We start from the raw sequence: 25,006 nt of genomic DNA, 5'->3' as shown, positions 1-25,006 counted from the left end.
TGGCACTGACGGGTCAGGCGACAGTTTTGAGTACGGTCCTGCGGCCGGTGACAGATTCGGCGGCGCCGGCGAGGATCGCCAGGCCACGGCCCAGGTCCTCGGCGCTGATGGTCAGGGCAGGCATGGTCTTGAGGACCTCATCTTCCGGCCCCGAGGTCTCCACCAGCAGGCCGCGGGCAAATGACTCGGCTGCGATCTTGCCTGCCGCCTTGGCGTCGGCATAGTGGATTCCGGCCAGCAGGCCCCGGCCCCGGACGGTGGCGCCCTCGGTTGCGTCTGCGATCCGTGCCAGTCCGGCCCATAATTGCTCTGCACGCGCCGCTATCCTGGCCTCGAAATGGCTGTCCGGCCAGAAATGCTCCAGCGCAGCGGCGCCCGTGACAAATGCCAGGTTGTGCCCCCGGAAGGTTCCGTTGTGCTCCCCCGGCTTCCAGATATCCAGTTCGCGCTTGAACAGCGTGAGGGCCAGCGGCAACCCGAAGCCTGAAATCGATTTGGAGAGGCACACGATGTCCGGGACGATGCCCGAATCCTCGAAACTGAAGAAGGTCCCCGTCCGCCCGCATCCGGCCTGTACGTCGTCCACGATGAGCAGGATGCCGTGCTGATGGCAGATGCCGGACAGCTCCCGAAGCCAGGAGGCCCGGGCCGCCCTGAGACCGCCCTCGCCCTGGACGGTTTCAACAATGATGGCGGCCGGTTTTTCCAGTCCTGAGCCGCGGTCGTCCAAGGCCATGCGCAACCATTGGAAGTCGGGGGCACGGCCATCGAGGAAGCCGTCGTACGGGATGCTGGATGCGTTGGTCAGCGGGACTCCGGCGCCGTGCCGCTTCATGGAGTTTCCTGTCACGGCCAGCGATCCAAGCGTCATCCCGTGGAATGCGTTGGTGAAACCCAGGACGTGCGGACGCCCCGTCACCTTTCTGGCCAGCTTCAGCGCTGCTTCCACACAGTTCGTCCCGGTTGGCCCGGGAAACATGACCTTGTAGTCGAGGTCCCGTGGCTTCAGGATCAGTTCATGGAACGTCTCCAGGAACCGCCGCTTCGCGGCAGTTTTCATGTCAAGGGAGTGGACCACCGCTCCGGAAAGCAAATATTCCACGAGTGGCCGAAGAAGCGCCGGGTGGTTGTGCCCATAGTTCAAGGCGCCGGCGCCGGAAAAGAAATCGACGTACTCGCGCCCATCCTCGCTGTAGATCATGCTGCCGGCCGCACGCTCGAAAACGGTGTTCCAGTTACGGCAATAGCTACGGACTTCGGATTCCAGGGATTCAAAAATATCCATCATTGGGGATGTTCCTGCCAGCTTGTGTGTGAAGGGTGGCGGACATCAGCGTCCAGACCCAGTTCACTTGTCAAGATGCGCCGCCCAGAGCGGCATGTACGGAACACTGCGGGCACCACCGCTACCCCCAGCAGCGAATACCTGGCTTTCCCCACCGCGAGTGATCCGGGATGCAGTTGAGGCTTCAAACCTGCTGCTTCGACAGTAGGCAGATGTAGTGGCCTAGCGCAACCACTTTGAGTACCTGCATCCTTGACGGGGAGACTACCTACTTACCCGCACGCGCAGCCTTTTCTCCGGCACCCTACCTGACTCTCGTTTAAGTCCTTTCGAGCTCCTTGGAACAAGGGGTAACTTTCAACCATGAACGCGTTCCGCTTGATGCGCAGACCGCGAAAGACCACAGCAGGAGCCGTATTTGCTGTGGTCGTTGTGTTGCTGGCAGCGTGTTCGTCGCCTGCCGGAAAGGCCCCGGAACAGGCACCGCCCGCTGTGACAGTGCCGGCGAAAGAATCGCCGCAGCCGCCCACGCCTACGGCAGGGCCTCAGACTGTCACCCCGGCGCCGAAGGCCAAGGCCAGCCAGGTGCATGCGGCTTTCGCCGGCAGGAATCTGATGAAGCACCTCGAGGCCCTGCAAAAGGCCGCTGACGCATCGGGGGGTAACCGTGCTTCGGGCACCTCCGGTCACGAAGCCTCCGCCCGGTACGTTGAGGAGCAGCTGCGCGCCGCCGGGTACAAGCCGGTCCGGCAGGTCTTCACTTACCGGGACAACAACCGGGACGCAGACGTCGAGACCTTCAACATCCTTGCGGACACCGCGGGCGATCCCGCACACACCATTGTGGTGGGCGGACACCTGGACTCCGTTCGCCGCGGTCCCGGGATCAACGACAATGGCAGCGGCGTAGCCGCCATGATCGAAACAGCACGCTGGATGGCGGAAACCGGAATCCGGCCGAAAAACAGGGTGCGCTTTGCCTTCTGGGGCGCCGAAGAGGTTGATCTGCTGGGTTCCAAGCACTACGTGGACTCCCTCAGCAGCGCCGAAATCTCCCAGACGATGGTGAACCTCAACCTGGACATGGTCGCCTCGCCCAACGGCGGACGATTCGTCCACGACGGCGACGGGTCAACGTTCGGGGATGCCGGCCCTGCCGGCTCGGACCGGATCGAGCGGACTTTCATGGACTACTTCGCGCAAAATGGACTCGCGGCGGAAGCCACGGTGTTTGATGGCGGCTCCGACTATCAACCCTTCCTGCGAGCCGGCATCCCGACCGGCGGGCTCTTCAGCGGGGATGTTGATCGGAAGACGTCAGAACAGGTGGAGGAATTCGGCGGGGTTGAGGATGACGATCTCGATCCCTGCTATCACAAGAGCTGCGACACCATATCGAACATCAACCCGAAGCTGCTCAACGAAATGGCGGGCGCCCTGGGTTACGTCACCGTCGCCTACGCAATGGTGGCCCGCCTTGACTGAGGATAAGGCCGGGGCTGCGGCTACGCATGAGGCTTCAGAAGAACCGCCACTGCCGCAGTGAAGGAATCCGGCAGTCCCACTGAACTTGGATCCACGGCCTCGACCAGCCACCGGGGACGGCCCCCTTCCTGGCTCCCCACCAGAGGCGCATCCGTCAGCGCCGGCGGGTCGAGCGTCGAGCCAAAGGTTGGCGCCCGCAGAAAGGCCGGCAGCAGAGGAACAGGCCCGACAACGTCCACGAGACTTGGGTCGACGACGGCAAGCCCCCTGCCCAGGGCCTTGAGCACTGCCTCTTTGCGCGTCCACAGGAGCGTCTGGACACGCGGCCGGAGGGCGGGGTCGACGCCATCAAGATGTTCCCGCTCCCGTTCCGAAAGGGCAACCGCCCCGAAACCGTCGAAGCCTGCGGCTGTGCTGCCCTCCAGGTCCACGCCGACTCCCACCACCTGTTCGTCGGTTGTAGCGGCCAGCAGGCACCAGTCCCCCGCCCGGCTCAGGCTCGCCAGGACCGTGGGCCCGGACGGACCGGCCTGGTACCGGGGAGTGCCGTGCACGTGATCGTCCTGGGTGCACTCCCGGCAGACGTAGCAAGCCTGCAGTGCACCAGCACCGACTCCTGCAGCCGTGGCGGCATGGCGCCGCAACGCTATGCGTCCGGCCAGGAACCTGTCCCGCTGCAGTTCGGAACGCAACGACGCCGCCCGCTGGCGTTCACCGTCGTTCAACGTATCGGAATGGCGGAGATCCACGCTGGACAGCTTCACAGCGGCCAGGAGGATTCGGTCAATTTCTGGCTCGGCCGGCCTGTCCACACCGCCTCCGGAAGGGTTGCTGCACGGTTGATAAGTCATTGGAACCAACAGCCTATACTCAGGTGCATCCTGCCTGCGTGCTGCCGGCCTGATCCAGCAGGCCCGGACCCAGTAAGCTCGGACGCATGAGTGTAATCCGTCCCGCAACGCCCGCCGACGTTCCCGTAATCCTCCAGCTGATCCACGAGCTGGCTGTCTACGAAAAGGAGCCGGACGCCGTCCGCAACACCCCCGAGATGCTGACCGAGGTGCTCTTCGGCAGCAACCCCCGCGTGTACGCCAACATGGCCGAGAACGAGGACGGCGAGGTGCGTGGCTTCGCACTCTGGTTCCTGAACTATTCAACGTGGGAGGGCGTACACGGGATCTACCTGGAGGACCTCTACGTCACCCCGGAGGCGCGCGGCGAGGGCCACGGAAAGGCCCTGTTGCAGCATCTGGCGGCCACCGCCGTCGAGCGCGGCTATGCACGCGTCGAATGGAGCGTGCTGGACTGGAACGAACCGTCGATCAACTTCTACCGCAGCCTCGGCGCGTTCCCGATGGAGGAATGGTCCACGTTCCGGCTGACCGGAACGGCCTTGGCCGAATTCGGCAGCCGCAGCGAGGTCGGTGCCCATGGCTGAGGCAACCCTGGATACCGGCGTCCACACAATCCGCGCCCGGCACAGCTTCCGCGGCATGCGCACGGCTGAACACCTTTTCACGCTGCCGCTGAACCATTATGCGGGCCCGGAGGAAGAGGACGCGGCAGAGACCATCACGGTCTTCGCCCGCGAGTACGTGTCCGCCGAGCACAGCGAGGCCGAGGCGGCCGGGCTGCCGTGGCTTCTATACCTGCAGGGCGGACCGGGCGGCCGCGGCAACCGCTTCGCGTCGCTGGGCGGCTGGAGCAAGGCGGCCGCCAAGGACTTCCGCATCCTGATGCTGGACCAGCGGGGCACCGGCCTCTCCTCCCCCGTTGACCGCAACACCCTGCCCCTGCGGGGGGATGCCGCGGCGCAGGCGAGGTACCTTGAGCATTTCCGCGCCGACTCGATCGTTGCCGACGCCGAGCTGATCCGCCAGGCCCTCGGCTCCGGGCCGTGGACTGTGTACGGGCAGAGCTACGGCGGCTTCTGTGCGCTTACGTACCTGTCGTTCGCGCCCGCCGGCCTGCGCGAGGTGCTGATCACCGGCGGACTCGCTCCGCTGACCGGTTCCCCCGACCGGGTTTACCGCGAGACGTTCAAGCGGGTGGCGGCCCGCAACGCAGAATACTTCGGCTGGTACCCCGAGGACCGGGACGCCGTAAACCGGATCGCCCGCCACCTCCGCGGCACGGCGGAAGCCCTTCCGGACGGCTCGCCGCTCACAGTGGAGAGGTTCCAGATGGTGGGGTCCTTCCTCGGCGGGAATACCCGGGTGGACAACCTGCACAACCTGCTGGAGGACGCCTTCGTGGAGACGCCCGAAGGACCCCGCCTCTCAGACCCGTTCCTGGAACAGGTCCGCACCCTGGTCTCCCGGGCAGCCAACCCGCTGTACGCGCTGATGCACGAATCCATCTACGGCCAGGGCACGGCCACGGGCTGGGCGGCCTGGCGGGTCCTCGAGGAGTTCCCCGAGTTCCATCCGGACGCTGCCGAGGTACTCCTCACCGGCGAGATGGTCTACCCGTGGTACTTCGAACAGGATCCCGCCCTTAGTCCGCTGAAGGACGTGGCGGATCTGCTGGCGGGCAAGGCTGACTGGAAGCCGCTGTATGACACGCACCAGTTGGCGGCCAACATCGTGCCAGCGGCCGCCGCGGTCTACCGCGACGATATCTACGTGGACCACGGGCTCTCCCTGGAGACCGCCGCTGCGGTCCGCAAGCTGCAGACCTGGGAGACCGGGGAGTTCCACCACGACGGCATCGCCGACGACGGTGAAGCCATCTTCGGCCGGCTGCTGGGCATGGTCCGCTCCGCCCGCTGATACCCGCGCGAACGGACACACAAGCCCCGCGAACTGGCAGATAACGCCCTCAAAACGGGAATTTAAGGGCAGTACCTGCCAGTTCGCGCTTCGACCCCCCCCTGACTGTGCCGGCAAGAAACTGGACATGCCAGCAAACAAAGCAACCCCGGCCACCAGGTGGCCGGGGTTGCTATTTCGCTGAGACGGGTCAGTACAACCTAATCGACGTCGCTCAGGCTCTTCCGGGCGTCCTCCTCGAGGCGGGCGTCCAGCTTGGCCTTCTGCGCGCCGGAGCTCACCAGGCTGGCGATGACAGCGATGATGATGGTGCCGATAATAACCGCGAGGGACACGTACGTCGGGATTTCCGGGGCCCACTCGATGTGGTGGCCGCCGTTGATGAACGGCAGTTCGTTGACGTGCATGGCGTGCAGGACCAGCTTCACGCCGATGAACGCCAGGATGATGGACAGCGCGTGCTTCAGGTAGATGAGGCGGTTCATCAGGCCACCAAGCAGGAAGTACAGCTGCCGCAGGCCCATCAGGGCGAAGATGTTCGCCGTGAAGACGATGAAGGCGCTCTGCGTGAGGCCGAAGATCGCGGGGATGGAGTCGACGGCGAACAGCAGGTCGGTCATGCCGATGGTGATGAAGACGATCACCATCGGGGTGAACACCTTTTTGCCGTCCACGGTGGTGCGCAGCTTGCCGCCGTCGAACTTCTCGGACATCGGGATGACCTTGCGCAGCCTGCCGATGAGGGCGTTTTCCTTGTCCTCTTCGTCCTCGCCCTCGTCCTGCGCCTGCTTCCAGGCGGTCCAGAGGAGGAAGGCGCCGAAGATGTAGAAGACCCAGCTGAACTGCTCGATCACGATGGCGCCGAGCATGATGAAGATGCCGCGCAGGATCAGCGCGATGATGATGCCCACCATCAGCACTTCCTGCTGGTACTTACGCGGCACCGAGAAGCGGGCCATGATGATGATGAAGACAAACAGGTTGTCGATGCTGAGGCTGTACTCAGTCACCCAGCCGGCCACGAACTGGCTGCCGTACTCGGGTCCCGTGAACATGAACATGGCACCGGCGAACACGAGGGCCAGTGCCACATAGAAGGCCACCCAGAGGCCGGCTTCCTTCATGGAGGGTTCGTGCGGACGGCGCACAACCAGAAGCAGGTCCATAAGGAGGATGATGCCGAGGACGACGAACGCGCCGACCTCGAACCAGACGGGAAGTTCCACAAAGATGCCTTTCGCAGGGTACAGAAAACCGGTGTAAGTCTCTCCGGCGAACCTGTGCACTTTGTGCTGATGTGGCTGCCCGCTACGCCCGGCAAGGCATCTGTGCCTTGCGTGTTGACGTTCGTAGCGCTTGGGATACTCCCCTACGTGACCTCAACTTTACCCTAGAGGCGGCGTCCGCCGCGCCAGGTGACGCACCGGACGCTAGGCGTGCCCGGCCGACTGCATCTGGCGCAGTTCCTTCTTCAGTTCGGAAACTTCGTCGCGGATCCGGGCGGCAACTTCGAACTGCAGCTCGGCGGCCGCACCGTGCATCTGCTCGGTCAGCTGTTCGATCAGCCCCACCAGGTCCTCGGCAGGTGCTGCGGCCAGCCCGTCGGCCCGCACCATGGCGGCGCCCTTCTTGGCCCCCTTGCCGGCCTTGGCGCCGGGCTTGGCCGCCGAGGTGATGCCTCGCTTGCCCTTGCCATAGTCGAAGCTGCCCAACAGCGCATCGGTGTCGGCGTCTTCCTTGGCCAGCTGGTCCGTAATGTCGGCGATCTTCTTCCGCAGCGGCTGCGGATCGATGCCCTTTTCCGTGTTGTACGCCACCTGGATGGCCCGGCGCCTGTTTGTTTCGTCGATGGCGTGCGCCATGGAATCCGTGATGCGGTCCGCGTACATATGAACCTGCCCCGAAACGTTACGGGCTGCGCGGCCGATGGTCTGGATCAGCGAGGTGGACGACCGGAGGAAGCCCTCCTTGTCCGCATCCAGGATGCTCACCAGCGAAACCTCGGGCAGGTCAAGGCCTTCCCGGAGCAGGTTGATGCCCACCAGGACGTCGAACGTGCCCATCCGCAGTTCCCGGAGCAGTTCCACACGGCGGAGAGTGTCCACATCCGAGTGCAGGTACTCCACCTTCACTCCGTGGCCCAGCAGGTAGTCCGTGAGGTCCTCCGCCATCCGCTTGGTGAGCGTGGTGACCAGGACGCGTTCGTTCTTCTCCGTCCGGGTCTTGATTTCGCCCAGCAGGTCATCGATCTGGCCCTTGGTGGGCTTGACCACCACCTCGGGGTCGATCAGGCCGGTAGGCCGGATGATCTGCTGCACGAAGCCGTCAGCCTTGCCGAGTTCGTACTTGCCAGGCGTCGCGGACAGGTAGACGGTCTGGCCCGTGCGTTCGAGGAATTCATCCCATTTGAGCGGGCGGTTGTCCATGGCCGAGGGCAGGCGGAAGCCGAAGTCCACGAGGTTCCGCTTGCGCGACATGTCACCCTCGTACATGGCGCCGATCTGGGGCACAGTGACGTGGGATTCATCGATCACCAGCAGGAAGTCGTCCGGGAAGTAGTCGAGGAGGCAATGCGGAGCTGTCCCGCGGGCGCGGCCGTCAATGTGCGATGAGTAATTCTCGATGCCGTTGCAGAATCCCATCTGCTGCATCATCTCAAGGTCGTAAGTGGTGCGCATCCGGAGCCGCTGGGACTCCACGAGCTTGTTCTGGCTCTCCAGTACCTGCAGCCGTTCGGCAAGTTCGTCCTCGATGCGCTTGATGGCACGGGCCATCCGCTCGGGTCCGGCCACATAGTGCGAGGCCGGGAAAACGTACATTTCCTCTTCATCCCGGATCACTTCGCCGGTCAGCGGATGCAGGGTGTGGATGTTTTCAATCTCATCCCCGAAAAATTCGATCCGGATGGCCAGTTCCTCATACATGGGGATGATTTCCACGGTGTCCCCGCGCACCCGGAAAGTGCCGCGGTGGAAGTCCATGTCGTTGCGCACGTACTGCATGGAGACGAATTTCCGCAGGAGGTCGTCGCGGTTCATCTCGGCGCCCTTGCGGAGCGTGACCATGCCGGCGATGTATTCCTCCGGCGTGCCCAGGCCATAGATGCAGGAGACCGTGGCCACCACAATGACGTCGCGGCGGGTCAGCAGGGCGTTGGTGGCCGAGTGCCGGAGCCGTTCCACTTCCTCGTTGATGGAGGAGTCCTTCTCGATGAAGGTGTCCGTCTGCGCCACGTAGGCTTCGGGCTGGTAGTAGTCGTAATACGACACGAAGTACTCCACCGCATTATTCGGAAGCAGTTCGCGGAACTCGTTGGCCAGCTGCGCGGCCAGGGTTTTGTTCTGCACCATGACCAGGGTGGGCCGCTGGATCTGCTCCACCAGCCACGCCGTGGTGGCGCTCTTGCCGGTACCCGTGGCGCCGAGCAGGACCACATCCTTTTCACCGTTCCTGATGCGTTCGGTGAGTTCGGCGATGGCCGCCGGCTGGTCGCCGGCCGGCTGGAACTCGCTGATGACCTCGAAGGGCGCAACGACGCGGTTGATATCCTGCGCAAGACTCATGTATCTAATCTACAGCCGGCCACTGACAGGATTTCCTGATTCCGCTTTGGGCTGTACAGGGTCTTTGAGCTGTGTAAGGTCACCTTTGGCTGGCGTTGGCGGAGGTGGAAACGTACGACGGCGGCAGCCAGCCGCTGCATTCGGCCCACCGTTCCATGCCAGGGGCGGCGACGTCGCGGAACCAGGCCTCCTTGTCCTCGGCGTAGCCGGAGGTGGTGGCGTCTGAGGCATGCAGGGCGGCCACACGCCGCTTCTCGGCGGCATACTCTTCCCGCGCAGCCGGATCGGCGCGCAGCCAGTCGCGGAAGCAGAGGGCAAACCGCCAGCCCGGCGAGCCGGCCACCCGGACATGGAGATTCACCGGCCGCGCGGGATCCGCGTTGCCGTGCAGGCGCTTGGACCAGGCAGCGGGGTCCGGGCGGCCGTGCGGACTGTCCATCAGGATCCCCGGCCAGAGCGGGAACCCCGCGGCACCCAGCAGGGGCGCAATCCGGTCTGCCGTCGCGAGATCGGCGACCGCAAGCTGCAGGTCGATGACGTCCTTCGCCTCGAGGCCGGGAACCGCCGTCGACCCGATGTGGTCCACGGCCAGGACGTCCTCAGGCGCCGCGGCCTTTAGCCGCCCGGCCAGGCCGGCAGCCTGGCGTGGCCAGTCGGAGTCCGGGGCAGCCAAGACGGGCGCGCCGCTGCGGGCGGCCACAGTGGCCCGGCTGATGTTCCGGGCGTAGGGCACCAGCCGTTCGTCCCACAGCCGGTCCACCGAGGCCAGCAGCTCGTCGCGCGTGCCGGAATTGGTGAGGACCGCGTCCGCCGCGGCGAGCCGCTCCTGCCGGGACGCCTGGGCGGCCATCCGTGCACGGGCGTCCGCCTCAGTCATGCCACGGTGTTCGGTCATGCGCTGCAGCCGGACGTCCTCGGGCGCATCCACCACCAGCACGAGGTGGAAATTCATCTGCTGTCCGGTCTCCACCAGGAGCGGGATGTCCTGCACCACCACCGCATCCTCCGGCGCCGCGGCGATCACCGCGGCGGCGCGTTCGCGGACCAGCGGATGAATGACGCCATTGAGCTCGGCTCGCCGCTCCGGGTGCTGGAACACGATGGCCCCGAGCCGTGGCCGGTCGAGCCGCCCCGCGCCGTCGAGGATCTCCGGGCCGAACGCGGCCACGACGGCGGCCAGGCCCGGAGTCCCCGGTTCCACCACGTCCCGGGCGATCCCGTCGGCGTCGACGAGCACCGCCCCCAGTTCCGCCAGGCGTGTTGCCACCAGCGACTTCCCCGAGGCGATTCCGCCGGTCAACCCAATCTTCAGCACACCCCAAGACTAATCCCCACCGCCTCCCCAATCTCGCAAGCTCGATTGGGGCCCCTCGGCAGCGTGGGCCCATCCACCGCCTCCCCAATCTCGCAAGCTCGATTGGGGCCCCTCGGCAGCGTGGGCCCATCCACCGCCTCCCTGACCTCCCTCCGCTCGCCCAGGGAACCTCCCCGCTGCCTCCCCAATCTCGCAAGCTCGATTGGGGCCCTCGTCAGCGTGGGCCCAGGCAGCGTGGGCCCATGTCCTAGACTTGGGCGGTGCAAGACCAAGAGAGCAGGGCATCCGCGTACACGACGCTGGCTGCCGGGGACGGCTTCCGCCACGAGCTTGAGATCAAGCGCTCCCGGTTCATCACCGTGCTGCGCCGGGCGGCCACCGAGGATGATGCCCGGACCCTGGTGTCTGAGCTCCGCCGCGAGTTCCATGATGCACGGCACCATTGCTCTGCCTTCGTGCTGGGGCCTGACCGCGACATCCAGCGTTCCAGCGACGACGGCGAACCTTCCGGCACCGCCGGGATCCCCATGCTGGAGGCGCTCCTCCGGCGGGAAACCGCGCCGGGGGTGACGGACCTCAGCGACGTGAGTGCCGTCGTCGTGCGTTACTTTGGCGGGATCCTGCTGGGTGCCGGCGGCCTGGTGCGCGCGTACTCCGATTCAGTCTCGACGGCGCTTGCGCTGGCTCCGATGGTGAAGCGCCGGCGGCTGCGCATTTGTGCCGTGCGGGTGCCGCACGCCGCGGCCGGGCGCCTCGAGAACGACCTTCGCGGCGCGGGCTACGCGATGGCGGAGACCGGCTACGAAGCCCAGTCGACGGTGCTGCGGCTCGCGCTCCCGGATGCGGCCGATGACCTGGCGGCGGCCGCCGACCGGCTGGCCGCCATGACCGCCGGAAGTGCGTCCCTCCAGCACGAAGGCACGGAGTGGATTGACGTCTCTCGTTGACATCCAGCGGCGGCAGGCCGAAGGAATCATCAGCTTGCTTATGAGTTTCTGCTTTCCTAGGGTGGTCCTGTAAGGCACCACACGGAAAAGGAGGACACATGTCAGAACACGACATCACCGGCAAGAGGGTAGCGTTCCTGCTGACGGACGGCGTGGAGCAGGTTGAACTGACCAGCCCGTGGGACGCCGTCAAGAACGCCGGCGGCGAGCCTGTCCTGGTGGCTCCGAAGAGCGGGAAACTCCAGGGCTTCAAGGGCGTCGAGAAGGGCGACACCTTCGACGTGGACCTGACCCTGAAGGACGCCAACGCCGCGGACTTCCACGCCCTGGTGATTCCGGGCGGCGTGGTGAACGCCGACCACCTCAGGGTGGACAAGGATGCGCAGGCGTTTGCCCGCGGCTTCTTCGAGCAGCACAAGCCGGTGGCGGCCATCTGCCATGGCCCGTGGCTGCTCATCGACGCGGGCGTCGTCAAGGGCAGGAACCTCACCTCTTACCACACGCTGGCCACGGACCTGCGAAACGCCGGCGCCAACTGGAGCGACCAGGAAGTCGTGGTGGACCAGGGCTTCGTCACCAGCAGGAAACCCGACGACCTTCCCGCCTTCAATGACAAGGTGCTGGAGGAGATCGCCGAAGGCGAGCACGCCGGGCAGACCGCCTGACACCGCATCCACGCATCCGGCGCCGCAAGCCGCCGGCAGCAATACAACCCGCCGGCAGCAAAAAAGGTGGCCGCCCCCTTTCGGGGACGGCCACCTTTTTTGCGGTCTGTCAGCCAGCCTTACTGACTGTCAGCCAGCCGGGCAATTAGTTGCCGGTCAGCTTCTCGCGCAGAGCGGCAAGAGCCTCGTCCGAAGCAAGCGTGCCTGCACCGGAATCGGTGGCAGCCGGCTCGGAGGAGTAGCTGGTGGTGCCGGAGTCGCTGTCGCCGGACGTCGCAGCAGCGGCGTCGTCGGCAGCGTGCTGGGCAACCTGCTTCTTGTGTGCTTCCCAGCGGGTCTGGGCGTCAGCGTACTGCTGCTCCCAGGCTGCGCGCTGGTTCTCGTAGCCTTCAAGCCACTCGTTGGACTCCGGGTCGAAGCCCTCCGGGTACTTGTAGTTGCCCTCTTCGTCGTACTCAGCGGCCATGCCGTACAGAGCCGGATCGAACTCGGTGCTGTCGGCGTCAACGCCCTCGTTCGCCTGCTTGAGGGAGAGGGAGATGCGGCGGCGCTCGAGGTCGATGTCGATGACCTTGACGAACAGCTCGTCGCCAACGGAGACAACCTGCTCAGCCAGCTCAACGTGGCGGACAGCCAGCTCGGAGATGTGCACGAGGCCTTCGATGCCGTCTTCGACGCGGACGAACGCACCGAACGGAACGAGCTTGGTGACCTTACCCGGAACAACCTGGCCGAGGGCGTGGGTGCGGGCGAAGGTCTGCCACGGATCTTCCTGCGTAGCCTTGAGCGACAGGGAGACGCGCTCGCGGTCCAGGTCGACCTCGAGAACCTCGACGGTGACTTCCTGGCCAACTTCGACAACCTCGGACGGGTGGTCGATGTGCTTCCAGGACAGCTCGGAAACGTGAACCAGGCCGTCTACGCCGCCCAGGTCCACGAATGCACCGAAGTTGACGATGGAGGAAACGACGCCGGGACGGACCTGGCCCTTTTCCAGCTTGTTGAGGAACGTGGAGCGGACCTCGGACTGGGTCTGCTCGAGCCATGCACGGCGGGACAGCACAACGTTGTTGCGGTTCTTGTCCAGCTCGATGATCTTGGCTTCGATCTGCTGACCGATGTACGGAGCAAGGTCGCGCACACGGCGCATCTCGACGAGGGATGCGGGCAGGAAGCCGCGCAGACCGATGTCGAGGATAAGACCACCCTTGACAACCTCGATGACGGTACCGGTGACAACACCGTCTTCTTCCTTGACCTTCTCGATGTCGCCCCAGGCGCGCTCGTACTGAGCACGCTTCTTGGAGAGGATCAGGCGGCCTTCTTTGTCTTCCTTGGTGAGCACCAGGGCTTCGACCTGATCGCCGACGGAGACAACGTCTCCGGGATCAACGTCGTGCTTGATGGAAAGCTCGCGGGAGGGGATGACACCTTCGGTCTTGTAACCGATGTCGAGCAGAACTTCGTCGCGGTCGACCTTGACGACGGTACCTTCGACGAGGTCCCCGTCGTTGAAGTACTTGATGGTGGCGTCGACAGCTGCGAGGAAGTCCTCAGCGGTACCGATGTCGTTAATGGCGACTACGGGGGTACCGGGCTTCTCGGTGGAGGTGATGGTCATGTAGTAGGGGCTCCGTTGTGGATAGTTAGTCGGTCAGGCAAACCGCTTCGCCCGCATTATGGAATGCAGGCGAAGGTGCGGGCACTCCGCAAGGAAGTGCCTGGTCATCCTGATTTTGTGGATTGAAGAAAAAACGTGCACGTAGTACACGCCCGTTTATTCTAGTAGCAAGCGCCAACCGGGGTCAAAGCGCTAGAAATGCGTCAGGCAGTGCGGCGTGCGTTCGACGGCGAACATCCGGGCGGCGCGGAACGCCGCCCCCGGCGTGTGTTCCACGATGCGTCCCGACGCCGCCAGCGTCACGGGGTTGACGCCCCCGAGGTACATGGCGGACAGCGCCGCCACATCCAGCTCGAGGTCCGGTGTCCTGAGGTCCGGTGTCCTGAGGTCCGGTGTCCTGAGGTCCGGCGCGCCGCTCCCGACTGCGGTGACGGCCGCGGTGCCGCCATCCACCTCCACGGCGAAGGTGCCGCCGGTCAGCCCGAGGGAGTCGGCGACTTTCAGCACCAGCCGCCCGTCAGCCGGGTAGTGCCGCGCTTCCAGCGCCTGCCGCACGTCGAGGATCCGCAGCCACAGCATGTCCCGGGCTGCCGAGGACTCTAGACAGCGCGCGTCCTCGAGGGCCCAGCGCAGGGGGTCGTCCACGGGCGCTTCCTCCCAGGTGATGCGTTCCACCAGGTCGATGGCCCCCAGGTACTGCCACAGCTCAAGGTACGCGGCCCCGGTGGCCGCGACCAGGTCCACGACTTCCATGGTGTACGGGGTACTGGACCAGCCGGCGAACCGGTACGACACGTAGCCGTCCACGTCGCCGCCGGGCCCGTAGTGCAGCGCCACCTTGACCTTCGGGTCCTCGCCGCCGTCGCGGCTGACGGACCCCGAGGCGAACTGCCGGTAGAACTCATGGCGGCCGATCGATCCGGGGGTGCTGCGGTGGACCCGGTCGAAGACGTCTGGAGCCAGCTCCAGCAGCACCTTGGGGTCGGCAACCTCGACGCTGCCCACGGGAATGTGGTTCAGCCTGAAACGCGCAGTGGTGTCCACCTTCACGGCCTGCTCGGATGTTGCCACGCCGAACCCGAACCGGCCGTAAATCGAGGCCTCGGAGGCGGTGAGGGCTGCCATCGCGAGGCCTTCCTCCCGGGCCAGGGCGAGGTCCTCCCCCATCATGCGGCGCAGCAGGCCGCGGCGCCGGTGCGAGGTCCGGACCGTCACGGCAGTTACCAGCCGGGTATCCAGCAGCCGGCCGAAACCGATGTTCAGGGTTTTGTTCATGGTCCCGAAAGTGGCAACGGGAACCTCGGCGCCCAGGGAGTGACCGGCAACCGTTCCCGTCTGGTACACGCCGGTCATGACGCGCCGGTCCGTGCGCTGCAGTTCGATGCTGGTGTCCACGCGCTCGTCGGTGCGCCGGGCATCGTGGAAGCCGAAGGCTACCGCCCGCATCCACGCAACCGACTGCGGGTACGCAGGATCGTCTTTGGCTACCGGCTCAAACCGCCGGATTTCATAGTCCACGCTCAGATTAGACACAGCCTCGAGCCTAGCCAAGGTCCCGCCGGACCGCCACAGTGACCCTCTCCGGCAACCGCCGCCGGCACAAATTGATGCCGGCGGCGGTCACGGAATGGCGGGTGACTGAACCCGGGAAGGCTAGTGCCCGGCGTCGTACCAGCTGGTGCCGACGCCGATCTGGACTTCCAGCGGAACGCTGAGTTCAGCGGCGGCGGCCATCTGCTCCGTGACTAGCTTTTCGACTGCCTCCCGCTCGCCCTTGGCCACTTCCAGCACGAGTTCGTCGTGGACCTGCAGCAGCAGGCGTGACTTGAGTCCCTGTGCGGCCAGTTCCGCATGCACGCCCAGCATGGCGCGTTTGATGATGTCCGCGGCCGAGCCCTGGATGGGCGAGTTCAGGGCGATGCGTTCGGCGTTCTCCCGCAACTGCCGGTCCGTACTGGTGAGGTCCGGCAGGTAGCGGCGCCGGCCTTCGATCGTGGCGGTGTAGCCGTCCACCCGGGCCTGGTCCACCACGCCGCGGAGGTAGTCGCGCACGGCACCGAACCGGTCGAAGTAGTCCTTCATGAGGTTCCTGGCCTCGTCCACCGAGATCTCCAGCTGCTTGGACAGGCCGAAGGACGTCAGCCCGTAGGCCAGGCCGTAGGACATGGCCTTGACCTTGGAACGCATGGCGCTGGTGACCTCGGCCGGCGGCACGTGGAAAATGGACGAGCCGACGAAGCGGTGCAGGTCCTCCCCCTCGCGGTAAGCCTCGATCAGGCCGGCGTCCCCGGACAGGTGCGCCATGATGCGCATTTCGATCTGTGAGTAGTCCGCGGACAGCAGGCATTCGTAGCCGTCGCTGACCACGAAGATGCCACGGACGCGGCGGCCTTCCTCACTGCGGATGGGGATGTTCTGCAGGTTGGGGTTGTTGGACGAGATGCGCCCGGTGGCAGCCACGTTCTGCGCATAGGTGGTGTGGATTCGCCCGTCCTCCGCCACCGACTTCTTCAGCGTCTCCACCATCTGCCGCAGCTTGGCAGATTCGCGGTGCGCCATGAGCTGGACCAGGAATTCGTGCCCGGTCTTCTCCAGCAGGTTTTTCAGGGATGCGGCGTCCGTGGTGTAGCCGGACTTGATCTTTTTGGTCTTGGGCAGTTGCAGCTCCTCGAAGAGGACTGCCTGCAGCTGCTTCGGCGAACCGAGGTTCACCTCGTGGCCAATCGCGGCGAACGCCCGTTCCTGGGCGTCGTCAATCACTCTGGCCAGATCCGCCAGCTGTTCGTCCATCAGCTCCATGGAGACGGCGATGCCGGTCTTTTCCATGTCCGCCAGCACCCGGCTCACCGGCAGTTCCAGCGTGGCCAGCAGGTCCTCGGCCTTGCGGTCCTTCAGTTCCGATTCGAAGAACCGGCTCAGCTTATGGACGACGGCGGCCACCTGGACCAGCGCGCCGGACGCCGCGGCGGCGTCGTCGTCGAACGCCAGCTCCAGCTGGCCCGCCTTGGCGGCCTCGGGCGTGATGTGGATGTTCAGGTGGAACTGGGCCAGCTCGCCCAGCTCGTAGGTCCGGCGGTCGGGCTGGATGAGGTAGCCGGAGATGGAGGTGTCATCCACCACGCCCTCCAGGCCGAACCCGCGGTTGGCCAGCGCCTTCAGTGCAGCCTTGTAGCCGTGCATGACCTTCGGGGAGTCCGCATCCCGGAGCCACTGCGCCAGGATGTTTTCCGAGTCGGCGTCCAGCGTGGTGAGCTCCACGTAGGCGGCGGCATCGTCGCGCACGATGGCGACGGCGTCCGCGTCCTCGCCGATCCGGCCGGGCAGCACGTCCACGGCGAGGGCAGAGCGCTGCCCGGCCCCTGCCTCGAGGAAGGCCCGGAGCGCGTCCGCGTCCGTCAGCGTGGCGAAGTCCCGGGTCTCCAGGGCTTCGCGCTCCGGGGCCGGGGCCTCGCTGGCGTAGAGATCGAAGAGCCGGGTGCGGATGGTCTTGAATTCGAGCTCGTCGAAGAGCTCCTCGAGGGCCTGCTGGTCGGGCCGCGGATCGGCCAGTTCGTCCAGCGTCACCGGGAGGTCAAGGTCGGTGTGGAGCTGGTTCAGCTTGCGGTTGCGCTTGACGGCGTCCACGTTGGCGCGCAGTGAGTCCCCCACCTTCCCGCCGATGGCGTCGAGGTGTTCCAGCACGCCCTCCAGGCCGCCGTAAAGGTTGATCCACTTGGCTGCCGTCTTGGGTCCGACGCCGGGAACGCCCGGCAGGTTGTCCGCAGTCTCGCCCACCAGGGCGGCGAGGTCCGAGTACCGGGAGGGGCTGACGAAGTATTTTTCTTCGACGGCGGCGGCGTCCATGCGCGGGATGTCGCTGACGCCCTTCTTCGGGTACAGCACGAACACGTTGTCGGTGATGAGCTGGAAGGCGTCACGGTCGCCGGACACGAGCAGGACCTCGTAGCCGGCCTTTTCACCCATCGCTGCGAGCGTGGCCAGGATGTCGTCGGCCTCGTAGCCGGGCATCTTGATGGTCTTGATGCCCCAGGCGCCCATGACCTGGTCGATGAGGTCGATCTGGCCGCTCATTTCCCGCGGAGTCTCGTTGCGGCCGCCCTTGTAGTCGCTGTACTCGGCTTTGCGGTGAGTGGTGTCATCGGAGACGTCGAAAGCGACCGCGACGTGGGTGGGCTTCTGTTCCTTGATCAGGTTGATGAGCATGGAGGTGAAGCCGTGGATCGCATTGGTGTGCTGGCCCCTGGCGGTGGAGAACTTGTCGGCCGGAAGGGCGAAGAAGGCCCGGAAGGCCATGGAGTGCCCGTCCAGCACCAGAAGCCGGGGCTGCTCCGTCAGGGGGACGACGGGCGCCTCGGTGGCCGACACCGACGGGGCATCGGGCGAGGACACGGCGATGTCCTCCAGGGTCTGGGTTGCGGACGGAATTGGGGCCGGTTTGGTTGTTTCACTCACAGGTGCCAGCCTAGTTGCCATGATGGACAATTTCACGCCCGGCCCTGCCGGTGAGGCCAGTCCCACAGAGGCCGACCCGACGGCGGAAGGGCGCTCCGCCGTCGAAACGCCCGCCCCGGTTGAGGCGCCCGCCGCGGCGGAAGCCGCGGCCGCAGCCGACTTCAGGGAAGAACTGTCTGCCGCCGGCGTTCCGGAGCACCTCCACGACTGGCTTGCCGTGTACGGCATCGGCGCCCTCGTGGTGAAGATGGGGATCCGGTTCCTGGAGATGAGCCCCGAACGGTGTGTGGCCACGATGCCGGTGGAAGGGAACACCCAGGTGGCCGGGATCCTGCACGGCGGCGCACACGTGGTGCTCGCCGAAACCCTGGGGTCGTTTGCCGCCGGGATGCATGCCGGCCCCGGACGCCAGGCACTGGGCATCGAGGTTGGAGCCACGCACCACCGCGCGGTCTCCGCCGGCACAGTGACCGGAACCTGCACGGCCATCCACCTGGGCCGGACACTGACCACGCATGAAATCGTGATGACTGACGACCAGGGACGACGGCTGTCCACGGCCCGCATCACCAACCTCATCCGTTAGCCGCCGGAAACACCCTAACGATCAGGCCAGCGGTACCGGAGCTCCACGATCCCCCGCCCCTGGGGACGGGCCTCCTGCAACTCAAGTGGCGCCGTCGGACCCTGGACAATGGGAAGCAGCCGCTTTCCCCCGCCGAGGACCACCGGGATCACCGAAACGATCAGTTCGTCCAGCAGGCCGGCGCCGGCGAACTGGGCGGCGAGCTCCCCGCCGCCCACCATCCAGATGTTTTTGCCCCCGGCGTCCTGCCGGAGGTCGTCGATGAATTCGGTCACCTCTCCGCGCACGAAGGTGATGTCCGCTCCCGGCGGGCCACTGAACTCGTGGTGGGTGAAGATCCAGCAGGGCGTGCCGGGGTAGGGCCAGTTGCCGGGTTCGTGCTCCATCAGCCACTCGTAGGTGGTCCCGCCCATGACGATGCAGCCGACTCCGGCCATGAAGGTTTCGTAGCTTTCCTTGCCGCCTTCGAAGCCGTCGAACTGCAGCAGCCAGGCAAGGTCGTCGTCCGCGGTGGCGATGAAGCCGTCGAGGGAGGACGCAACATAATACTGGACGCTCGGCATGGGCCCAGCCTAGCCACTCCCGTTCCCTCTTCCCAGAGGGGGCCGGCCTAGCTGCTGAAGTACGGAATGATCAGGTAGAGGCCGAACAGCACGGCGATGCCGCAGAGCCCGAAGCAGGCGTAGGAGAGGTACTTGACCCACACCGGCGCAATGGCCTGGCGGTCCCCGGCGATGGCGGTCAGCCGGACGCCGAGGGAGTAGAGGACCACTACGGTCACGGCGGCAATCAGTGTGGCGCCGGCTACGGTGAGGAGTTCCAGCCACTTCATCGCTGCGGGCCCTTCGGATCGATGTTGTTGGCGCGCTCGGCGGCGCGTGCCCTGGCAAGGGCCTTCTTCTTGGCGAAGCGGACAGCCTGGCCGGCCTCTTCGACTTCGACGGCGTTGTGATGGCCAACCTGCGATTTACGGGACACCAGGAACATGTACATGACTGCGCCGATGCCGGCCACGGCCGCAATCACCACACCGACAACCCCGGTCTTGACCAGCAGCGCGGTCAGCGCACCGACAATGCCCGCGGCCGGCAGCGTGAAGAGCCAGCCGAGGGCGATACGGCCCACCATGCCCCAGCGCACCGTCGTACCCCGGCGGCCCATGCCGGAGCCGATCACCGATCCGGATGCCACCTGGGTGGTGGACAGGGCAAAACCCAGGTGCGAGGAGGCCAGAATGGCGGAGGCGGTGCTTGACTCGGCCGCGAAGCCCTGGGCGGGCTTCACTTCGGTGAGGCCGGCGCCCATGGTCCTGATGATCCGCCAGCCGCCGGCGTACGTTCCAACGGCGATGGCGAGGGCACACGCCGTGATCACCCACAGCTGCGGGCCCGAGCCGGGCTGCTGGGTTCCCGCCGAGATGAGCACCAGGGTGATGATGCCCATGGTTTTCTGTGCATCATTCGTGCCGTGGGCCAGCGCCACGAGGCTGGAGGTGAAGACCTGGCCGGTCCGGAAGCCGCCGCGCTTCTGTGTGAGCTTGCTGCCCGTCTCCGGATCGTGCCGGGACGTGAGGGCATAGGCGATGCGGGTGCAGACGTAGGCCACAAGCCCGGCGATGACCGGGGCGAAAACGGCGGGGAGAATGACCTTCTGGAGCAGCGTCTCCAGGTTGACGGAGTGGAAACCGAGGCCAACGATCGCGGCACCGATGAGGCCTCCGAAGAGCGCATGGGATGAACTGGAGGGCAGTCCCTTGAGCCAGGTGATCATGTTCCACAGGATGGCGCCCATCAGGCCGGCGAAAATGATGTCCGGGGTGATCTGGACCCCGCCGGACCCCTCGCGGATGATGCCGCCCGAGACCGTTTTTGCGACTTCAGTGGACAGGAACGCGCCGACGAGGTTGAGGGCCGCCGCGAGGGCAACCGCAGTCTTCGGCTTGATCGCACCGGTGGCAATGGGCGTGGCCATCGCGTTGGCGGTGTCATGGAACCCGTTCGTGAAGTCAAAAAATAATGCCAGCGCAATGACCAGCGCCACCATGAAGGTGATGTCCACCTGTTGCCCAATCTGCAGAGTCTACGTACAGCAGTTCCACTTCCCCTGCCTGCACTGCACAGCATAGTTCACCCGATGTTTAAGAAAACGTCTGTGGGTGGGGGTAGCGGAGCTGCAGGGCAGGCTTGAAACCTTATCGATGGTACGCGTCCTGCTGACGAGGTCCAACCTGCGACGCGGACGGGCGGTTACAGCTGCGGGTCCGGGCCGCGGGCGAATTCATGGATGTCCGCCAGGTCACCCCGCGACAGGCCGGTCCGGGGATCCGGCGAGACCAGCAAGGCACGGCGGCCAAGAATCCGTGCCCACGCCTGCGCCCGGCCCTCGAAGGCGAGCTGGTCGTCCACCCAGATGATCCGCTCCGGAGCGTGCCTGCCCACATCCGCCTGGATGGCTTCGAGCTTCCACCATTCCGCACCGCCTCCCGCGCCGTCGGCGGTCAGCACCGGCCAGGAGCTTCCGTTCAGTCCGGTGACCGGGCAGAGCACGGCCGGCGCGAGTTCCTCCCAGCTGGTGAGCCAGACGCAGCGGAGCCCGGGCAGCAGCGACAGCCGGTTGAGGCCCGCCACCAGCTCCGCCGCGTAGGCCACTTCCAGCATCCCGGCGTAGGCAAACCGCCAGGCTGAGCCCCACGGCGTTGCTCCCGTCGGTCCGAACGGGCACACGACGCCGTCGACATCCAGGTACAGGGTGACTGTATTTTCCACCGCGTTCCTCCAGCGCCTGCTACGGGCGCCGGCCCGCCGGCGGCCCTGCAGCCCACGCTACGGACGGCGGGCCCGGAGGGGCAAGGGCTTTTTTAAGCGGGGACTCCCACCCGGGCCGCCGGAACCGCTGCGGAGGGCACGCCGTCGCCGTCCTGGCCGTACAGCCAGTCGTTGTACTGGTAGTCGCCGTCCTTCCGGCTCTTGAAGAGCAGGTTGCGAAGGGTGCGGGCCAGCCCGGAGACGTGCCAGGACTCGCCCCAGACGCGGGCGGTGCGCTGGACCCGGGCCGTGCGTGCGGCGCGTGCGGCATTGAAATCCCGGATGGCGGCGTCCCAGCCGCCGGCGTCTGCACCGTCCTCAGTGAACACGGTCCCGAGGCTGGCCTCCTGCAGCACGGCGGCGTCCTCGAGGGCCTGGCAGGCGCCCTGAGCGAGGTACTGAAGCATGGGGTGCGCGGCGTCGCCCATGAGCACCATCCTGCCGGCCACCCAGTTTTCGATGGGGTCGCGGTCGTACATGGGCCAGCGGACGCCGGTGGCGAGGTTTTTCAGTGCCTCCCGGACCGCGGGGACACAGTCCTTGTAGGCCGCCTGGAGCTCGTCCACTCCCCCGTACTGTTCCTCGCCGCGTTCGAAGGAGGCTGATTTGAAGACGGCCACGGTGTTGAGCAGTTCGCCCTTCCGCAGCGGGTACTGGACCAGGTGGCAGTCCGGGCCGAGGTAGACAATCACGTCCTCGAGGTCGCCCCGGGGTGTGTCCCCGGTGATGGGGACGGTCCCGCGGTAGGCCACGTACGACGACGACACCGGGCCGTCCTGCGCTACCTCGCGGCGGAGTGCGGACTTGAGTCCGTCCGCCCCGAGGACGACGTCCGCCTGGTACGTGGCCCCGTCCGCTGCCTCTGCCGTGGCCCGGCCGTCCACGGTCCGGACGGACTCGACCGTGACGTCGTTGACCAGCCGGACCCCGGCATCCCGGCAGGCGTCGAGGAGAATGCGGTGCAGGTCGCTGCGGTGAATGACGACGTAGGGGGCGCCGTAGCGTTCCTCGAAGGTGCCGCCAAGGGACTGCCGGGTGAGCTCTTCGCCTGTCACGGCGTCCCGGAAGACGAGGTGCCTGGGCCGGACACCGATCTCCAGCGCCTTGTCCAGCAGGCCCCAGCGCTTGAGCACGCGGGAGGCGTTGGGCGCCATCTGGAGGCCCGCCCCGACTTCGCCGAACTCCGGTGCCCGTTCCAGCAGGGTGACCTCGGCGCCGTTCTCGCGGAGGGCGAGGGCGCCGGCCAGGCCGGCCATTCCGCCGCCGATCACCAGGACATCGGTGGACGGTTTCGGGTTAGACATTGTTGACTCCTACAGGGGTTGGGGTTGTGCGGATGGTTTTGGCGCCGACGACGACGAGCAGGAGTGCTGCGACGGCGGCGGCCCCGGCGAACGCCAGGAAGTTGGAGTTGACGCCCAGCCCGGCTGCCAGCAGCAGGCCTCCGGCCTGCGGTGCGGCCACCGCGCCGATCCGGCCCACGCCGAGGGCCCAACCGAGGGCAGTCCCCCGCAAGTGGGCGGGGTAATGGCTGGCGACAGCGGCGATGACCAGGCACTGCGTTCCGTGCGTTCCGACGCCGGCGAGGACCAGCATCAGGTACACCACGGTGACCGGCGGCCCGGTCACCAGCACCAGGAGGGCGACGGCGGCAACCGCGGCTGCCGCGACCGCCGTCGGGACGGGGCCGAAGCGGGTCCCGGCCCAGGCTGTGGCCACAGAGCCGACGACGGCACCCAGGTTCAGGGCCAGCGCGAACGTGAGCGCAGAGCCGAGGTTGTAGCCGGCCAGCTGCATCAGGTTGGGCAGCCAGGTGCCCAGCCCGTACCAGGCAAAGAGGGTCACGAGGGTGGCCACCGCATACAGCACGCTCACGCCCAGGTAGGGCGCGCGGAGCAGGGAACGGAACCCCGGCCTGGTTTCCGGGGTTGCGGTCCCGGCCGCCTGCCGAACCCCGGCCGGCGGCAGGGTCTCCGGCAGGAAGCCCACGCCCAGCGGGATGACCACCGCCAGGGCCACGACAGCGACCAGGAACATAACCTGCCAGCCGTACGCCGGGATCAGCGGGATGCCTGCCAGCGCGGCCAGTGATCCGCCGATCGGAACGCCGGACATCATCAGGGTGGCTATGGTGGACCGCCATTTCGCCGGCACAAGTTCCGCCACGAGGGCGTTGGCCGAGGGCACCAGTCCGCCGAGGCCGATGCCGGCCAGCAGCCGCAGGGCGCCGAAGGTGTAGGCGTTCGGGGCGAAGGCGCAGAGGATGGTGAAGACCGAGAACACCACGGCGCAGCCCAGGATGGTCCGGCGGCGGCCCCAGGTGTCGGCCATCCGGCCGGCGAAGACGGCGCCGATCATCATGCCGGCGAACGCCATGGATCCGACCGTTCCGGCGGTGGCCTTTGTCAGCCCCCAGCCGGTGTCGTTGATGAGGGCCGACTGGACGGTTCCGTAGACGATGAGGTCGTAGCCGTCGAAGACCACCAGCAGCCAGCAGACGAGCACGGCCAGGGCGGACTGTTTGGAAAACCGGGGCGCGGCCGGCGGAAGGGCTGCTCCGGGCATGGGCAGCTCCGGCGCCGCAGCGGAAGGTGTGTGATTCATGCCACCACTGTCAGGGCTGACGGCATGACGTTCCAATAGAATTCTGGCATGCAGAATAAGCCCCTCCGGAAGAAGCCCACGTATTCAATCGAGGCGGTCGACAATGCTCTGCAGCTGCTGCAGCTGCTGCGTGACGGCGGCAGCCTGCGGCTCAAGGATGCCGCCAGCGAGCTGGGCGTGGCCCCGTCCACCGCGCACCGCCTGCTGGCCATGCTCGTGTACCGGGGCTTTGCCGTGCAGGACGAAACCCGGCGTTACGTCCCCGGGCCGGCGATGGGAGCGGGGCCGGCCGGCGTCACCTGGACCCGGCTGCTGCGCAATGTGGCCCGGCCCCACATGGAGCTGCTGAGTTCGCGCCTCAACGAGACCGTGAACCTCATGATCCGGGTGGGCACCAAGGTCCGGTTCCTGGGGACCGTGGAGGGCATCAGCGCCCTTCGCGTCGGCGATAGGCAGGGCACCGTACTGCCGGCGAACCGGGCGTCGGGCGGCAAGGCGATGCTGGCCGAGCTCGAGCCGGCGCTGATTGAGCAGCTGTTCCGGAGCGCCAATGCGGAGATCGGCGGTGACAGCATTTCCGACGCCGAGTACCCGGCGTTCCTGCGGGAACTGGAAACGGTCCGCAGCAACGGCTTCGCGGCGAATTTCGAGGGAACGGAGGAGGGCATCAGCGCGCTGGGCATGTCCCTGCACAACGGGAAGGGCGATGTGGTGGGCGCTTTCAGCGTGGCGACCCCGGTGACCAGGTTCCGGGCCGTGTTCGACGCCGGTTTGGTGCCGGTGATGCTGGAAACGCGCCGGCAGCTGGAGATCGACATCGCGGCGAATCCCGCCGAGCCCGAGAGGTAGGTTACCCAAGTAGCTCGCAGTTTTTTTCGATTTTGGCGCAACAAAAAACAAAAAAAGAG

At 66.2% G+C, this 25,006-nt stretch carries 21 protein-coding genes; 7 read left to right on the top strand and 14 right to left on the bottom strand.

Going from position 1 to position 25,006, the window contains the following annotated elements; genetic code table 11:
* Positions 1 to 13: 13 nt before the first annotated feature.
* Positions 14 to 1,285 carry a diaminobutyrate--2-oxoglutarate transaminase gene (gene ectB / locus ACFRAU_RS08620; protein ID WP_377996055.1) on the bottom strand — a complete coding sequence of 424 codons (1,272 nt, stop codon included), beginning with the start codon at positions 1,283 to 1,285 and terminating at the stop codon, positions 14 to 16.
* A gap of 615 nt (positions 1,286 to 1,900) precedes the next feature.
* Between ectB and ACFRAU_RS08615 the strand changes: the two genes are divergently transcribed.
* Entirely contained in the window at positions 1,901 to 2,770 is an 870-nt protein-coding gene (locus tag ACFRAU_RS08615; RefSeq protein ID WP_377999564.1) for a M20/M25/M40 family metallo-hydrolase, read from the top strand.
* A gap of 20 nt (positions 2,771 to 2,790) precedes the next feature.
* Here ACFRAU_RS08615 and ACFRAU_RS08610 read toward each other — a convergent pair whose 3' ends face one another.
* Positions 2,791 to 3,621, bottom strand: coding sequence for a 4'-phosphopantetheinyl transferase family protein (locus tag ACFRAU_RS08610; protein ID WP_377999563.1), 831 nt, complete (start codon positions 3,619 to 3,621; stop codon positions 2,791 to 2,793).
* Between the two features lie 86 nt (positions 3,622 to 3,707).
* On the opposite strand from ACFRAU_RS08610, the gene ACFRAU_RS08605 reads away from it, so the two are divergent.
* Both ACFRAU_RS08605 and ACFRAU_RS08600 read left to right on the top strand, forming a co-directional pair.
* Positions 3,708 to 4,208: a GNAT family N-acetyltransferase gene (locus ACFRAU_RS08605; protein ID WP_377999562.1), complete on the top strand. Its 501-nt coding sequence runs from the start codon at positions 3,708 to 3,710 to the stop codon at positions 4,206 to 4,208.
* Positions 4,201 to 5,541, top strand: coding sequence for an alpha/beta fold hydrolase (locus ACFRAU_RS08600; RefSeq protein WP_377999561.1), 1,341 nt, complete (start codon positions 4,201 to 4,203; stop codon positions 5,539 to 5,541). The genes ACFRAU_RS08605 and ACFRAU_RS08600 overlap by 8 nt, the downstream gene beginning before the upstream one ends.
* 200 nt (positions 5,542 to 5,741) lie before the next feature.
* Here ACFRAU_RS08600 and ACFRAU_RS08595 read toward each other — a convergent pair whose 3' ends face one another.
* From ACFRAU_RS08595 to coaE, 3 genes are all read right to left on the bottom strand, one after another.
* Positions 5,742 to 6,767: a TerC family protein gene (locus ACFRAU_RS08595; protein ID WP_377996017.1), complete on the bottom strand. Its 1,026-nt coding sequence runs from the start codon at positions 6,765 to 6,767 to the stop codon at positions 5,742 to 5,744.
* 204 nt (positions 6,768 to 6,971) lie between these two features.
* The gene (gene uvrB, locus ACFRAU_RS08590; protein ID WP_377996016.1) at positions 6,972 to 9,104 is read right to left on the bottom strand and encodes an excinuclease ABC subunit UvrB; all 2,133 of its coding nucleotides are present in this window, start codon (positions 9,102 to 9,104) and stop codon (positions 6,972 to 6,974) included.
* Between the two features lie 79 nt (positions 9,105 to 9,183).
* On the bottom strand, positions 9,184 to 10,419 hold the full coding sequence (gene coaE / locus ACFRAU_RS08585; RefSeq protein WP_377999560.1) for a dephospho-CoA kinase: 1,236 nt from the start codon (positions 10,417 to 10,419) through the stop codon (positions 9,184 to 9,186).
* A gap of 260 nt (positions 10,420 to 10,679) precedes the next feature.
* Here coaE and ACFRAU_RS08580 point away from each other — a divergent pair, with 260 nt between their 5' ends.
* Together ACFRAU_RS08580 and ACFRAU_RS08575 are read left to right on the top strand one after the other, a co-directional pair.
* Entirely contained in the window at positions 10,680 to 11,366 is a 687-nt protein-coding gene (locus ACFRAU_RS08580; RefSeq protein ID WP_377999559.1) for an IMPACT family protein, read from the top strand.
* Between the two features lie 98 nt (positions 11,367 to 11,464).
* Positions 11,465 to 12,031 (top strand): type 1 glutamine amidotransferase domain-containing protein, encoded by a 567-nt coding sequence (locus ACFRAU_RS08575; protein ID WP_377999558.1) that lies wholly within the window; start codon positions 11,465 to 11,467, stop codon positions 12,029 to 12,031.
* Between the two features lie 145 nt (positions 12,032 to 12,176).
* Here the strand turns inward: ACFRAU_RS08575 and rpsA are convergent, their stop codons facing one another.
* The 3 genes from rpsA to polA form a co-directional block, all read right to left on the bottom strand.
* Positions 12,177 to 13,652 (bottom strand): 30S ribosomal protein S1, encoded by a 1,476-nt coding sequence (rpsA, locus tag ACFRAU_RS08570; RefSeq protein WP_159632080.1) that lies wholly within the window; start codon positions 13,650 to 13,652, stop codon positions 12,177 to 12,179.
* Between the two features lie 192 nt (positions 13,653 to 13,844).
* Positions 13,845 to 15,176: a GNAT family N-acetyltransferase gene (locus ACFRAU_RS08565; protein WP_377999591.1), complete on the bottom strand. Its 1,332-nt coding sequence runs from the start codon at positions 15,174 to 15,176 to the stop codon at positions 13,845 to 13,847.
* 129 nt (positions 15,177 to 15,305) lie between these two features.
* Positions 15,306 to 18,104, bottom strand: coding sequence for a DNA polymerase I (gene polA, locus ACFRAU_RS08560; protein WP_377999557.1), 2,799 nt, complete (start codon positions 18,102 to 18,104; stop codon positions 15,306 to 15,308).
* 19 nt (positions 18,105 to 18,123) lie between these two features.
* On the opposite strand from polA, the gene ACFRAU_RS08555 reads away from it, so the two are divergent.
* Positions 18,124 to 18,690, top strand: coding sequence for a hotdog fold thioesterase (locus ACFRAU_RS08555; protein WP_377999556.1), 567 nt, complete (start codon positions 18,124 to 18,126; stop codon positions 18,688 to 18,690).
* A gap of 14 nt (positions 18,691 to 18,704) precedes the next feature.
* Here ACFRAU_RS08555 and ACFRAU_RS08550 read toward each other — a convergent pair whose 3' ends face one another.
* The 6 genes from ACFRAU_RS08550 to ACFRAU_RS08525 form a co-directional block, all read right to left on the bottom strand.
* Positions 18,705 to 19,253 carry a dihydrofolate reductase family protein gene (locus tag ACFRAU_RS08550; RefSeq protein WP_377999555.1) on the bottom strand — a complete coding sequence of 183 codons (549 nt, stop codon included), beginning with the start codon at positions 19,251 to 19,253 and terminating at the stop codon, positions 18,705 to 18,707.
* A 47-nt stretch (positions 19,254 to 19,300) separates the two neighbouring features.
* Positions 19,301 to 19,522 (bottom strand): hypothetical protein, encoded by a 222-nt coding sequence (locus ACFRAU_RS08545; RefSeq protein WP_377996815.1) that lies wholly within the window; start codon positions 19,520 to 19,522, stop codon positions 19,301 to 19,303.
* A complete protein-coding gene (locus tag ACFRAU_RS08540) occupies positions 19,519 to 20,748 on the bottom strand; it encodes an anion permease (protein WP_377996816.1) in 1,230 nt (409 codons plus the stop codon). Before ACFRAU_RS08540 ends, ACFRAU_RS08545 begins: the two co-directional genes overlap by 4 nt.
* A gap of 188 nt (positions 20,749 to 20,936) precedes the next feature.
* Positions 20,937 to 21,455, bottom strand: a complete 519-nt coding sequence (locus ACFRAU_RS08535; protein ID WP_377996817.1) for an HAD domain-containing protein — start codon at positions 21,453 to 21,455, stop codon at positions 20,937 to 20,939.
* 92 nt (positions 21,456 to 21,547) lie between these two features.
* A complete protein-coding gene (locus ACFRAU_RS08530) occupies positions 21,548 to 22,798 on the bottom strand; it encodes an FAD-dependent oxidoreductase (protein WP_377996818.1) in 1,251 nt (416 codons plus the stop codon).
* Positions 22,791 to 24,098 carry an MFS transporter gene (locus tag ACFRAU_RS08525; protein ID WP_377999554.1) on the bottom strand — a complete coding sequence of 436 codons (1,308 nt, stop codon included), beginning with the start codon at positions 24,096 to 24,098 and terminating at the stop codon, positions 22,791 to 22,793. The genes ACFRAU_RS08530 and ACFRAU_RS08525 overlap by 8 nt, the downstream gene beginning before the upstream one ends.
* Before the next feature lie 48 nt (positions 24,099 to 24,146).
* Here ACFRAU_RS08525 and ACFRAU_RS08520 point away from each other — a divergent pair, with 48 nt between their 5' ends.
* Positions 24,147 to 24,947: an IclR family transcriptional regulator gene (locus tag ACFRAU_RS08520; protein ID WP_377999553.1), complete on the top strand. Its 801-nt coding sequence runs from the start codon at positions 24,147 to 24,149 to the stop codon at positions 24,945 to 24,947.
* The last annotated feature ends 59 nt before the right edge of the window (positions 24,948 to 25,006 follow it).

Origin of the sequence: Arthrobacter sp. NPDC056691, from assembly GCF_042791415.1 — a bacterium.
In the GTDB taxonomy this organism is placed as follows: Bacteria; Actinomycetota; Actinomycetes; order Actinomycetales; family Micrococcaceae; genus Arthrobacter.
Note: the sequence above shows the minus strand (reverse complement) of the source record. Positions and strands in the feature narration are given on the sequence as shown.

Excerpts from the sequence above, each read along its gene's own strand:
- ACFRAU_RS08615 (WP_377999564.1), top strand. The coding sequence starts at position 1,901 with ATGAAGCACCTCGAGGCCCTGCAAAAGGCCGCTGACGCATCGGGGGGT.
- ACFRAU_RS08520 (WP_377999553.1), top strand. The coding sequence starts at position 24,147 with ATGCAGAATAAGCCCCTCCGGAAGAAGCCCACGTATTCAATCGAGGCG.
- ACFRAU_RS08545 (WP_377996815.1), bottom strand. The coding sequence starts at position 19,522 with ATGAAGTGGCTGGAACTCCTCACCGTAGCCGGCGCCACACTGATTGCC.
- ACFRAU_RS08575 (WP_377999558.1), top strand. The coding sequence starts at position 11,465 with ATGTCAGAACACGACATCACCGGCAAGAGGGTAGCGTTCCTGCTGACG.
- ACFRAU_RS08525 (WP_377999554.1), bottom strand. The coding sequence starts at position 24,098 with ATGAATCACACACCTTCCGCTGCGGCGCCGGAGCTGCCCATGCCCGGA.
- uvrB (WP_377996016.1), bottom strand. The coding sequence starts at position 9,104 with ATGAGTCTTGCGCAGGATATCAACCGCGTCGTTGCGCCCTTCGAGGTC.
- ACFRAU_RS08610 (WP_377999563.1), bottom strand. The coding sequence starts at position 3,621 with ATGACTTATCAACCGTGCAGCAACCCTTCCGGAGGCGGTGTGGACAGG.
- ACFRAU_RS08605 (WP_377999562.1), top strand. The coding sequence starts at position 3,708 with ATGAGTGTAATCCGTCCCGCAACGCCCGCCGACGTTCCCGTAATCCTC.
- ACFRAU_RS08600 (WP_377999561.1), top strand. The coding sequence starts at position 4,201 with ATGGCTGAGGCAACCCTGGATACCGGCGTCCACACAATCCGCGCCCGG.
- ectB (WP_377996055.1), bottom strand. The coding sequence starts at position 1,285 with ATGGATATTTTTGAATCCCTGGAATCCGAAGTCCGTAGCTATTGCCGT.
- ACFRAU_RS08530 (WP_377996818.1), bottom strand. The coding sequence starts at position 22,798 with ATGTCTAACCCGAAACCGTCCACCGATGTCCTGGTGATCGGCGGCGGA.
- ACFRAU_RS08555 (WP_377999556.1), top strand. The coding sequence starts at position 18,124 with ATGATGGACAATTTCACGCCCGGCCCTGCCGGTGAGGCCAGTCCCACA.
- rpsA (WP_159632080.1), bottom strand. The coding sequence starts at position 13,652 with ATGACCATCACCTCCACCGAGAAGCCCGGTACCCCCGTAGTCGCCATT.
- ACFRAU_RS08550 (WP_377999555.1), bottom strand. The coding sequence starts at position 19,253 with ATGCCGAGCGTCCAGTATTATGTTGCGTCCTCCCTCGACGGCTTCATC.